Annotated in this window: 12 protein-coding genes; 5 read left to right on the top strand and 7 right to left on the bottom strand. The window is 73.5% G+C overall.

Translation table 11 applies throughout. From position 1 onward, the window contains the following. Window positions 1-5: 5 nt before the first annotated feature. The 3 genes from FKN01_RS20755 to FKN01_RS20745 are packed head-to-tail and all read right to left on the bottom strand — an operon-like array spanning window position 6 to window position 2,628. Window positions 6-641 carry a maleylpyruvate isomerase N-terminal domain-containing protein gene (locus FKN01_RS20755; RefSeq protein WP_143622786.1) on the bottom strand — a complete coding sequence of 212 codons (636 nt, stop codon included), beginning with the start codon at window positions 639-641 and terminating at the stop codon, window positions 6-8. Continuing rightward, window positions 638-1,465 (bottom strand): fumarylacetoacetate hydrolase family protein, encoded by an 828-nt coding sequence (locus FKN01_RS20750; protein WP_143622784.1) that lies wholly within the window; start codon window positions 1,463-1,465, stop codon window positions 638-640. The genes FKN01_RS20755 and FKN01_RS20750 overlap by 4 nt, the downstream gene beginning before the upstream one ends. A gap of 2 nt (window positions 1,466-1,467) precedes the next feature. After that, complete coding sequence (locus tag FKN01_RS20745) at window positions 1,468-2,628, bottom strand: cupin domain-containing protein (protein ID WP_143622783.1); 1,161 nt, start codon at window positions 2,626-2,628, stop codon at window positions 1,468-1,470. A gap of 69 nt (window positions 2,629-2,697) precedes the next feature. Between FKN01_RS20745 and FKN01_RS33595 the strand changes: the two genes are divergently transcribed. Together FKN01_RS33595 and FKN01_RS20735 are read left to right on the top strand one after the other, a co-directional pair. Beyond that, window positions 2,698-3,474, top strand: a complete 777-nt coding sequence (locus FKN01_RS33595) for an IclR family transcriptional regulator (protein WP_143622781.1) — start codon at window positions 2,698-2,700, stop codon at window positions 3,472-3,474. A 207-nt stretch (window positions 3,475-3,681) separates the two neighbouring features. Further along, on the top strand, window positions 3,682-5,319 hold the full coding sequence (locus FKN01_RS20735; protein ID WP_143622779.1) for an MFS transporter: 1,638 nt from the start codon (window positions 3,682-3,684) through the stop codon (window positions 5,317-5,319). Between the two features lie 178 nt (window positions 5,320-5,497). Here the strand turns inward: FKN01_RS20735 and FKN01_RS20730 are convergent, their stop codons facing one another. Next, a complete protein-coding gene (locus FKN01_RS20730; protein ID WP_143622778.1) occupies window positions 5,498-6,463 on the bottom strand; it encodes a pirin family protein in 966 nt (321 codons plus the stop codon). 121 nt (window positions 6,464-6,584) lie between these two features. Here FKN01_RS20730 and FKN01_RS20725 point away from each other — a divergent pair, with 121 nt between their 5' ends. Both FKN01_RS20725 and FKN01_RS20720 read left to right on the top strand, forming a co-directional pair. Then, on the top strand, window positions 6,585-6,932 hold the full coding sequence (locus FKN01_RS20725; RefSeq protein WP_143622776.1) for a tetratricopeptide repeat protein: 348 nt from the start codon (window positions 6,585-6,587) through the stop codon (window positions 6,930-6,932). A gap of 65 nt (window positions 6,933-6,997) precedes the next feature. Beyond that, window positions 6,998-7,492 carry a GNAT family N-acetyltransferase gene (locus tag FKN01_RS20720; protein ID WP_143622774.1) on the top strand — a complete coding sequence of 165 codons (495 nt, stop codon included), beginning with the start codon at window positions 6,998-7,000 and terminating at the stop codon, window positions 7,490-7,492. A gap of 404 nt (window positions 7,493-7,896) precedes the next feature. On the opposite strand, the gene FKN01_RS20715 is transcribed toward FKN01_RS20720, so the two are convergent. Next, window positions 7,897-9,333, bottom strand: a complete 1,437-nt coding sequence (locus FKN01_RS20715) for an NAD(P)/FAD-dependent oxidoreductase (RefSeq protein WP_260696958.1) — start codon at window positions 9,331-9,333, stop codon at window positions 7,897-7,899. A 117-nt stretch (window positions 9,334-9,450) separates the two neighbouring features. On the opposite strand from FKN01_RS20715, the gene trxA reads away from it, so the two are divergent. Next, window positions 9,451-9,834 (top strand): thioredoxin, encoded by a 384-nt coding sequence (trxA, locus tag FKN01_RS20710; RefSeq protein ID WP_143622772.1) that lies wholly within the window; start codon window positions 9,451-9,453, stop codon window positions 9,832-9,834. 24 nt (window positions 9,835-9,858) lie between these two features. Here trxA and FKN01_RS20705 read toward each other — a convergent pair whose 3' ends face one another. Both FKN01_RS20705 and FKN01_RS20700 read right to left on the bottom strand, forming a co-directional pair. Further along, entirely contained in the window at window positions 9,859-10,194 is a 336-nt protein-coding gene (locus FKN01_RS20705) for a hypothetical protein (protein WP_143622770.1), read from the bottom strand. Window positions 10,195-10,236: 42 nt separating this feature from the next. Then, window positions 10,237-11,259 (bottom strand): LacI family DNA-binding transcriptional regulator, encoded by a 1,023-nt coding sequence (locus FKN01_RS20700; RefSeq protein WP_143622768.1) that lies wholly within the window; start codon window positions 11,257-11,259, stop codon window positions 10,237-10,239. Window positions 11,260-11,263: the final 4 nt, after the last annotated feature.

The raw sequence follows: 11,263 nt of genomic DNA, 5'->3' as shown, positions 1-11,263 counted from the left end.
CTCCTTTACAGCCAGGCGCCGAGCGCGGGGGCGCCGGCGAGCGTGTGGGGCCGGCCCGCCAGCCAGGCGGCGACCTCCGGCAGCGGTCCGTCGGGCAGCTCGGTCAGTCCGCGCTTCGCCGCGATCTCGGCGACGAGCGCGGTCAGGAAGCCCTTCGGCAGGTCGGCGAAGGTGACGACGCCGGTGCCGAGGTCGACGGCGTGGACGCAGACCTCGCGGGCCCGCATCCACGGCAGTTCGGTGGCGGGGACGGTGCGGCCCTGGGCGGTGACGACCTGGCGTTCCCACTGCTCGTCGGTGAGCCCGTCCAGTCCCGCCGCCAGCTCGTGCGCGGAGGCCGCCAGCCAGGAGCGGAGCTCGTCGGCGCGGAGAGCGGAGCCCTTGGCGATGCCGGCGGCGCGCTCCTCGGCGGAGGCGTACATGGGTTTCTCCTCGCCGGTGGCCGCCCAGTGCACCAGGTTGCCGAGCGCGTCGGCGTTGGCCGCGACGTGCGCCACCAGGTGTTTGCGCGTCCAGTCCGGCAGCAGGCCGGCCTCCGAGAAGGCGTCCTCGTCCAGTCCCGCGACGGCGTCGAGCAGCAGCTCGGTGCCGGTACCGGCCCAGGCGCGCGCGTCGGCGAGGGTGCGCGGAACGCCGGTCATCCCTCGACCACCTTGTTGGAGCAGGCGCCCAGGCCGGCGATCTCGGTGACCACGGTCTGACCGGGCAGCAGGAACACCTTCGGGTCGCGGGCGTTGCCGACGCCGGCGGGGGTGCCGGTGGCGATGATGTCGCCCGGGCGCAGGGTGATGACGGTGGAGATGTACCGCACCAGGAAGACCGGGTCGAACAACAGCGTGCCGGTGTCGTCCCCCTGCACGGCCTCGCCGTCGACGACCGTCTTCACCTCGAGCGCGGGGCGTACGCCGCCGACCTCGTCGGGGGTGACGACGTACGGTCCGACCGGGGTGGTGGCCTCCCAGATCTTGCCCTGGGTCCACTCGATGGTGCGGAACTGCCAGTCGCGCAGTGAGATGTCGTTCATGACGGTGAAGCCGGCGATGGCGTCGGCGGCCTGCTGCTCGTCGGCGCGCCGGACCTGCTTGCCGATGACGACGGCCAGTTCGACCTCCCAGTCGAGGGCGTCGGTCTCGGCCGGCTTGGCGATGTCGTCGTTCGCGCCGATCAGGGTGTCGGCGAACTTCGGGAACAGGGTCGGGTGGCTGGGCAGCTCCCGTCCCATCTCCTTGATGTGGTTGGTGTAGTTGTGGCCGACACAGACGATCTTGGAGGGATTGGGGACGACCGGCGCGAAGTCGGCGCCGTCGACCGGGTAGGCCGTGCCGGACGCGGCGGCGGCCCTGCCCTGCCAGTCGTCCTCGGCGAACAGTGCGCCCAGGTCGGCGTACCCGAGGTCGACGAGCGTGTCGCCGTCGACGCGGACCGCCCGGGTCCCGTCGGCGGTGCGGAGGGTGGCGAGCTTCATGGTCAGGCGTCCTTCTGGGTGCGGTCGAGCTTCAGCGCTTCAAAGACGGGCGCGTCGGAGAAGCGGAACAGATCGAGGGAGCGGGAGTCGGAGTCGGTCGCGCCGGCCTCGGACCTCGCGGAGAACGGCTCCCAGGACGGGACGACGAACAGGTCACCGCGGGTGACCGTCCAGGACGTGTCGCCGACGGTGACCACGCCGGATCCGTCGAAGACCTGGTAGACGGAGGAGCCGGTCTCGCGCAGCGGCGCTGTCTCGGCGCCGCGGGCGACGCGGTGGAACTCGGCGCGGATCGTCGGCAGGACGTCGCTGCCGTCGTGCGGGTTGGAGTACCGCACCGCGGCGTGGCCGGGCTCGACGGTACCGCCGAAGCCCTCCTTCTCCAGCAGCAACTGGTCACGCAGGGCGGCGTCCGTGTACTCCCACTTGTACGACAGCAGGGGGCTGCCGGGCGTGGCGGGCGTGGCCGACAGGGGGCGCAGGCCGGGGTGGCCCCACAGCCGCTCGGAACGGGACCTGTCGGGGGTGATCCGCTCGGCGTCGCTGATCCCGTCGCGGCCGAACTCGAAGAACTGCGCCTCGGTGACGTACTGGAACGGGATGTCCAGCCCGTCGATCCAGGCCATCGGCTCGGCGGTGGCGTTGTGGTGGGCGTGCCAGTTCCAGCCCGCCTGCGGCAGGAAGTCACCGCGGTTCATCGGCACGGGGTCGCCGCCGACGACGGTCCATACGCCCGAGCCCTCGACGACGAAGCGGAAGGCGTGCTGGGTGTGGCGGTGCTCGGGGGCGTCCTCGCCGGGCATGAGGTACTGGATGGCCGCCCACAGGGTCGGCGTGGCGAAGGGCCTGCCGCCGAGGGACGGGTTGGCCAGCGCGATCGCACGGCGCTCCCCGCCCCGCCCGACCGGCACGATGGCGCCGGCCTGCGCGGCGAGCTCGCGCAGCCGCTCCCAGCGCCACAGGTGGGCCGCGGCGCGCGAGCGCGGGTGGGCCGGCATCAGGTCGCCGATCTCGGTCCACAGCGGGACGAGCAGTTCCCGCTCGAAGCCCCGGTACAGCTCCTCGAGCGCCGGGGTGACCTCGGGCTGCCCCTCGGCGGTGACGGCCTGGAGCCGCACCGGGGTGCCCGTTGCGTTGTCTTGGGTGAGGGAGGACTCAGTCACGCAGTCAGCGTGCACGGCGTCTGCTGACAGAACATGTGTATTCTGCACAGCAGAATGTGAGGGTCACCGATGGACAAACCGCTGAAGACGCCGCCGCCCTACCCCATCGCGAGCGTGGACCACGCGCTGCGAGCGGCGACCATCCTGCAGATGGAGGGCGGCGCGACCGTGGCGCAGCTCGCGGAGCGCCTCGGTGTCGCCCGGTCGACGGCCCACCGCATCCTGGCGATGCTCGTCTACCGGGACTTCGCGGTGCGGGGCGAGGACCGCGTCTACCGCGCCGGCCCGGTGCTGGAGCTGGCCGCCCACTCCCAGTCACTCGTGTCACGGCTGCGCACCGCCGCCCTCCCCCACCTGCACCGGGTGGTCGCGCTCCTCGACGAGACCACGAACCTGATCGTGCGTACCGGAGGGACGGTGCGGTTCATCGCGAGCGTGGAATGCCGGCAGGCCCTTCGGGTCGGGTCCCGGGAGGGGATGGTCTTCCCCGCCCACCGCACCACCGCGGGGCTCCTCCTGCTCGCCGACCTGGCCGACGAGGAGCTGGAGGAGGTGTACGCCCCCGAGCGCCACCGCGACGACCCGGCCGACCGCCCCGACCTGGCGCGGCTGCGCACGGAGCTCAGGCGCGTGCGCCGCAGCGGTTTCGCCGTGAACCGGGAGCGGTCCGAACGCGGTCTCGTCGCCATCGGCGTCCCGGTGCGCGACGGGGACGGCAGCGCGCTGTCCGGTCTCTCCGTCTCGATGCCCAGCGTGCGCTACGACCCGCAGCGCCTGCGCTCCCTGGTGGCCACGCTGGAGGCCGCCGCGCACTCGCTCGAGAGGGACTTGGCCGACCAGCCGTAGGCCCCGGCGCACAGCCATACGCTACGAACAGAATGATTATTTCGCGCTCATTTCATTGACGCGCAGTAAAGCGAAGTGTCATTCTCCACGGCATCGCGCCGGCTCTCGTCGCGTCCTCTCCCCCACCGCACGCGGAGCCGAGCCCTTCCACGCTCTTCGGGGTTCCCGCTTCCGGGACGCCCACTTTCCCAGCCAGGGAGAACAGCAATGACGCTCAACAACGGGACAGCCATGTCCCAGGGCCCAACCGCGGGGGCCGCCCGGACACCGGGCTACGCGGGAACACTGGCTGCGGCCTGCGGCGCGGTCTTCGTGGCCCAGGTCGCGAACGCGCTGCCGGCCTCGCTCAACGGGCTCTTCCAGCAGGACCTGAACACCCATGGATCGCAGCTCACCTGGATCACCGCCGCGTTCATGATCGCCGTGGTCTGCTTCGAGTTCACCTTCGGCGTCCTCGGCGACCTGTTCGGCCGGCGCAGGCTCGTCGCGGCCGGCACGGCCCTGGTCGCCACGGGCAGCACCGTGGCGGCGCTCGCGCCCACCATCCAGGTGCTGTGGGCCGGCGCCGCCCTCAACGGACTGGGCGCCGGCGCCATGTTCCCCGGTTCGCTCACCGCGCTCACCGCGGTGACCCGCGACGTGCGGCACCGGGCGCACGCCGTCGCCGTCTGGAGCGGCTTCCTGTCCGCCGGCGCCGCCGTGTCCCCCCTGCTCGGCGGCATGTTCGCCAAGATCGGGTCCTGGCGCGGCTCCTTCTGGGTGCTCGTCGGTCTCGCCCTGGTCAGCATGGTGCTCACCCTGGCGCTGACCGCGGAGTCGAAAGCGCCCGAGGGCCGCAGGCTGGACATGCCCGGCCAGATCACCTTCGCCGTCGGTCTCATCCTGGTGCTGTACGGCGCCGTCGAGGGGCCCGAGTCCGGCTGGACCACCCTGCCCGTCATGCTCTCCCTGGCCCTCGGCGCGTGCTTCCTGGCCGGGTTCGTACTGGTCGAACTGGGCGCCGACTCCCCGATCTTCGACCTGAAGCTGTTCCGCAACCGGGCCTTCACCGTGTCGTCCATCGCCGCGGTCATCGGCATGCTCGCCTTCCTCGGTGCCTGCTTCGCGACGAGCATGTGGCTGGGGCCGGTGCAGCACCAGGATCCGATCCGCGTCGCGGTCCCCTTCCTGCTCCTCCAGGGCCCCGCCTTCCTGCTCATCCCCGTCGTCTCGCGGCTTTTGCACCGGGTCGCCGCGTCCTGGCTGCTGACCTGCGGGTTCGCCCTGATGACGGTGGGCTGCCTGCTGTGCGCCCGGCTGGACGTCACCGACCCGGGACTCGGCGCGTTCGTCGCGCCCGCCCTGCTGATCGGCATCGGCTTCGCCCTGACCGTCAGCTCGGTCACGGCCGTGGCGCTGAACAGCGTGCCCCCGCACCTGGCGGGCATGGCCAGCGCCACCACCAACATGCTGCGCGACCTCGGGTTCGCCCTCGGCCCCGTCGTCGTCGGCGCGGTCGCCCTCAGCAATGCGGGGTCGGCGTTCGCGACGAAGCTCTCCGGCGCCGCCCTGCCCGCCGCGGAGACCGCCGCGGCGCGGGAGGTCGCCGCGGCGGGCGGCCCCATCGCCGTGAACAGCCTGCCCCCGGGCGCTCCGGGTTCCGCGGCCCACGGCCTGGCCCTGGACGCCCTGGGCAGCGGCTTCAGCACCGCGTTCCTGGTGTGTGCCGCGGCAGCCGCCGTCGCCGCGGCACTCACCGCCTTCGGCCTGCGCACCGGCGACCCCGCCGGGAAGGGAGCGCCGTCACCCGTTCCGCCCGCCCGCGTCAGCCCGGCGGAACCCGCCGCCGGCGCCGCGCGCCCCTGATCCCAGCGCCCGCCGGACAGCCGGCGGGCGCGGCTGGGCGGCAGGACTGCCGGTGGCAGCCGAACGCACCTGACGCCCCATCAGGAAAGTCGCCAGCAAGTCAGCTCCCGTCCGGGCACGCACGGACACCCGCCGGCGCGGACGAGACGACCCCGCCCGGCCGCGAGCGTGCCGCGGCTCAGCGCACCCGCCCCCGCGGTTTCAGCGCCACGTCCGGCAACGCCGGCGCGGGGATCGGCGGGCCGTCGTAGCCGTGTACGGTGCCGAACCGGTCGCCGCCCATCCAGTCCTCGCGGGCCCGGGCGATCTCGTCCTGGGTCCTGCCCACGAAGTTCCACCACATGATCAGCTCCTCCTCGAACGGCTCGCCGCCCAGGAGCATCAGGCCCGCGTCGGACTCCGCGCGGAGCGGGAGCTCGGTGCGGCCGCAGCCGAGGTAGAGCATGGAGCCGGGGAGGACCGGGACGCCGTCGACCTCGGCCTCGCCGGACATCGAGAGCACGGCGTACTCGAAGTCGGGGTCCAGGGGGAGGCGGGCCCGCGCGCCCCGGGTCAGCGAGAGGTCGGCGCCCACGATGGGGGTGTACGCGGTGCCGGGCGAGGTGGCACCGTCGAGGTCGCCCAGGATCACCGTGGCCGTGAGGCCGGGCGCGGTGACCTCGGGGAGGTCGCTGTGGTGCTGGAAGTGGGGTTCGGTGAAGCGGTGCGCGTCCGGGAGGGCCACCCAGAGCTGGGCGCCGTGGAGCAGGGCGGCGTGCCGCTCGGGGCTCTCCTCGGAGTGGCTGATCGCGCGGCCGGACGTCATGAGGCCCAGTTCGCGCGGGCGGATCGTCTGGAGGCTGCCGAGGCTGTCGCGGTGCAGGACCTCGCCCTCGTGCAGCCAGCTGACGGTCTGAAGGCCCATGTGGGGGTGCGGCGGCACCTGCATCCCGGGTTCGTCGGCGATGTCGTCGGGGCCGTAGTGGTCCACGAAGGCCCAGGCGCCGACCATCCGGCGGCCCAGGTTGGGCAGCAGCCGGCGGACCTCGGTGGACTCTCCAAGCCGCACCTTGCGCGGGGCGAGCAGTTCACGTACGGGCTCCGCGACGACGAAGCCCCGGCCCCCGCAGACGGTGGGGACGGCCTGGCGATCGAGATTGCTCATGGCGCTCAACCTATTCCGCTGCGGGCGGGGGCGGGCGGCACCCACGCCGAATGATTAGTGGAATATTAAACCACTCGTCGGTGTTGTGCGGACCGGACATCCGCCCGACCGAGGAGACGACATGAGCGACGGCTACTACGAGTTCGGCACCGCCGCCGAGCGCTGGGAGCGCGCGGGGTTCTTCTTCGACGCGAAGGAGTACGGGACCGCGGCCCGCATCCTGCGCGGACTCGTCGAGGAGGTCCCGGAGCAGGTCGCGCCCCGGCTGCTGCTGGCCCGCGCCTACTACCACTCGGCGAGCCTCGGGCGGGCCGAGACGGAGCTTCGCGCGGTTCTGGAGCGCGACCCGGTGGAGCACTACGCCCGCCTGATGCTCGGCCGGACCCTGGAGCGCCAGGGGCGGCAGGCCGAGGCGGACACACAGCTGCGGCTGGCCGCCGCGCTCAGCGGTGACCTCGGTCCGGCGTGAGCGCGTCCCGGCACCCGGCGTATTCCGGGTGCCGGACCCGGCGGTCGCGTGATAGTCCACAGGCCATGACCGATCTCGAGACGCCGCGCCTGTTGCTGCATCCGATGACCCCCGCCGACGCCGAGCACGTCGCCGCGGGTTCACCGCCGGCCGGTGCGCGCTGGGCTCCCGGCCACCCCTCCCCCGGCGAGCAGGGGGCCGCCGCCCGCTTCCTGGCCGCATGTGCGGAGAGCGGCGATCCCAGCCCCTTCGGCTCGTACGAGATACGGCTCCGCGCCGACGGCACGGTCATCGGCGGTATCGGCTTCCACGGCGCGCCGGACCAGCGGGGCGGCGTCACGATCGGATACGGGATCGTGGAATCGGCGCGCGGACATGGTTACGCCTCCGAGGCGCTTCGGGCGCTGCTCCGGTTCGCCCGGGAGCAGGGCGTCGCGCGGGTGCGCGGGGACGCCGACATCGGCAACAGTGCCTCGCAACGCGTCATGGCGGCGGCCGGGATGAGCCTCGTGGGTGAGGACGCCTCGCTGAAGTACTACCAGGTCGAGTGGGCCTCGTAGCCCGGGCGGGAGCCCGCCGGTGACCGCTTGGCGGGCTCCCGCCCATCGCTGCGCCTACCGGGGCCGTCGGCCCGTGCCCGCCTTGCGGGACCGGGGTCGGGGCGCTGGTGGGGTGCGGGCTGGACGGGGTGAGTGCGCGCGATCCGGCGCGCGTCGCCCGGCCTGTGCGCGCGGGCGGGGCCCGGCTCGGCCCGCTGACCGGCGCCGGCCGGGTGCCGGCTGCGGCCGAGCCGTCCACGGACCGCGCGGCCGTGGGTCCGCGCCCTCACGCCGGCGCCGCAGGCGTTCGGGCGCCGCAGGCGTTCCGGCGGCGCAGGCGTTCCGTTCGCCCTGACAGAGCTGAGCGGCCGTCCGACGCGCGGGTTCCAGCGCGTCGGACGGCCGCTCGTCCCGTCGGGCGGCGGCTACCCGCGGTACGTCTCCAGCAGCCTCAGCCACACCTCGCTGATCGTCGGGTACGACGGGACCGCGTGCCACAAGCGGTCCACGGGGATCTCCCCCGCGACCGCCATCGTCGCCGAGTGGAGCAGTTCGCCGATGCCGGGGCCGACGAACGTGACGCCCAGCAGGACGTCGCGGTCGAGGTCGACGACCATGCGGGCGCGGCCCCGGTAGCCGTCCGCGTAGAGCCCCGAACCGGCCACGGAGGCGAGGTCGTAGTCGACGGCGCGGACGCGGTGGCCGGCCTGTTCGGCCTCGGCCAGGGAGAGGCCCACCGAAGCGGCCTCCGGGTCGGTGAAGACGACCTGGGGGACGGCCGCGTGGTCGGCGGTCGCCGCGTGGGCGCCCCAGCGGGCGGTGTCCAGCGGCTTGCCCTGCGCGCGGGCCCCGATCGCGTCGCCCGTGATGCGTGCCTGGTACTTGCCCTGGTGGGTCAGGAGCGCGCGGTGGTTGACGTCGCCGGCCGCGTAGAGCCAGTCGGTGCCCTCGACCCGGCAGGTGTCGTCGACGGTGAGCCAGGAGCCGGGTTCCAGGCCGACCGTCTCCAGGCCCAGGTCGTCGGTGCGCGGGGCGCGGCCGGTGGCGAAGAGGACCTCGTCGGCCTCCACGCTCTCGCCGTTGTTGAGTTCCACGGTGACCGGGCCGTCGCCGTCCGCGCGGCGTACGGCGGTGGCCGAGACGCCGGTACGGATCTCCGCTCCGGCCTCGGTCAGCGCCTCGGCGACCAGCTCACCGGCGAACGGCTCCATCCGGGGCAGCAGCCCCTCTCCGCGTACCAGCATGGTGACCTTCGCGCCGAGCGCGTTCCACACGGTGGCCATCTCGACGCCGACGACTCCGCCGCCGACCACGACGAGCCTGCCGGGGACCTCCTTGGCGCTGGTCGCCTCGCGGCTGGTCCAGGGGCGGGCGTCCTCGATGCCGGGCAGGCCGGGGACCACGGCCTTGCTGCCCGTGCAGACGGCGACGGCGTGCCGGGCGGTGAGCCGGTGCTCCGTGCCGTCGGGCGCGGTGACGGCGACCTGCTTGGGGCCGGTCAGCCGGCCGTGGCCGCGGAAGATGTCGGCGCCGATGCCGTCGAGCCAGGCGACCTGCCCGTCGTCCTTCCAGTGCGAGGCGTACTCGTCTCGGTGCGCGAGGACGGCAGCGGCGTCCAGCGGTCCCTGGACGGCTCCGCTCAGGCCGGGGACGCGGCGGGCGTCGGCGCGGGCGACGACGGGGCGCAGGAGCGCCTTGCTCGGCATGCACGCCCAGTAGGAACACTCACCGCCGATCAGTTCGGACTCGACCACCGCGGTGGTCAGCCCGGCGGCCCGGGCCCGGTCCGCCACGTTCTCACCCACCGGACCCGCTCCGATGACCACCACGTCGTACGCGACAGGCTCCGCTCCATGTGTCATGCGGCCCATTCTGGCGGGGGGTGTGGACGTCGGCCACATGGGCAGGCACGGAATAGCACGAGAACGGGCACCGTTGACCCGGACACGTCTCATACGGGCAGAAAGAGGGAGCAACGCATGAGCACCGTAGAGCTCACCAAGGAGAACTTCGACCAGGTCGTCAGCGACAACGAGTTCGTTCTGATCGACTTCTGGGCTTCCTGGTGCGGCCCGTGCCGGCAGTTCGCCCCGGTGTACGACGCGGCGTCCGAGCGCCACACGGACCTGGTCTTCGCGAAGGTCGACACGGAGGCGCAGCAGGAGCTGGCGGCGGCCTTCGACATCCGGTCGATCCCCACGCTGATGATCGTCCGGGACAACGTGGCGGTCTTCGCGCAGCCCGGCGCGCTGCCGGAGGCGGCCCTGGAGGACGTCATCGGCCAGGCCAGGAATCTGGACATGGACGAGGTGCGCAAGGCCGTCGAGGCCGAGCAGAAGGCCAAGGCGGAGGGGCAGCAGTAGCGCCGCCCTCGCCGGCGGGCGGCCTCAGCTGTCCGTGCCGCGCTCCGCGACCCGGGCCGAGAGCCCGTACGCGAGTTCCGAGCCGTCGACGAGCAGACCCTCGACGGCCTTGGTCCTGGGGTCGATGTCCGCCACCATGCCGTCGCCCGCGTACCGGGGGTAGCCGGTCTCGCCCGTCTCACCCGTGGCGGTGACCACGGCCGACCGGATGGCGGCACCCGGTCCTCCGCCGTCGGACCCCTCGGCCGCCGCGCCCCTGACGCTGGCCCCCGTCGCGCCTTCTCCGGTCGCGGGGGCCTTGTCGTCGGTGAACTCGGGGACGATGAGGATTTCGTAGCTCTGCGGATGGCTCATGGTCATGACGCTAGGCACGGGCGGGGCGTGGCGCACGTCGTCGGCCGCTCAGCTGGACTCCCGTCGTACGGTGCGGGCGCGCAGCAGGTCGTGGCGCTCGGGCGGGGTCCTGGGGTGGCGGACGAGCCGGTCCACCAGGTCGGCCAGCGGCTGGGCGGTCGCCAGCTCCATCCGTACGCTGCTGAGCCTCGGCCGCAGCAGCCGCCCCAGCATGGAGTCGTCCGCGCCGACCACGGCGGCCTCGGTGGGTATGCCGATCCCGGCGTCCTGGAACGCCCGCATCAGGAGCATCGCGTAGGTGTCGTCGTACGCGAAGACGGCGTCCAGGCCGAGCGCGGGCCAGCGGGCGGCCAGGGACGCGGCCGACTCCTCCTCGTAGCGCAGCGGCAGCACCTCGACGTGGCCGCCGCCGTTCAGCGCGGCCTCCCGGGCGCCGGCCAGCCGCGGGGCGGCGAAGAGCGCGGTGGCCGGGTCCTCGGGCATCACCACGCCGATGCGGCGCCTGCCGCGTTCCAGCAGGTGGCGCACGGCGCTGCCGCCGACCTCCCGCTGATCCATGATCAGGGCGTGGGCCCCCTCCACCGGATGGGGGCCCAGGGTGATGACCGCCTTGGCCCCGGAGCGCCGGAGCACGGCCGTGCCGCGCGGGGCGAGGGGGACGGAGCCGGGCACGATGACGGCGGCGGGGCGCAGTTCCGCCCAGGCGCGGGCGGCGGCGTCGGCGTCGAGACCGAGCGAGCCGTACTGGACGACCGTGTAGTCGAGGCGCCGGAGCCCCGCCTCCAGATCGCGCAGGAAGCGCAGGTGCAGCGGCCCGGTCGGCAGGTTGCCGGTGGGCAGCAGCACCATGCGCGAGTGGCCGGCGCGCAGGGTGCGGGCGGCGGCGTGGGGCACGTAGCCGAGTTCGTCGGCGGCTTCCCGTACCCGGCGGCGGGTCTGGTCGCTGATCCGCACCTGTGCGTTGTTGTTGAGGACGTAGGACACGGTGGCCCGGGAGACGCCGGCGAGCCGCGCCACGTCGGCGCTGGTCGGCACGGGGCCTTCGGCGGGCTGATCGGGTAACTGACTCATGGCT

Origin of the sequence: Streptomyces sp. 130, assembly GCF_007096885.1 — a bacterium.
GTDB lineage: Bacteria > Actinomycetota > Actinomycetes > Streptomycetales > Streptomycetaceae > Streptomyces.
The sequence above is the reverse complement of the archived record's forward strand: the minus strand, read 5'-3'. Positions and strand labels throughout refer to the sequence as shown.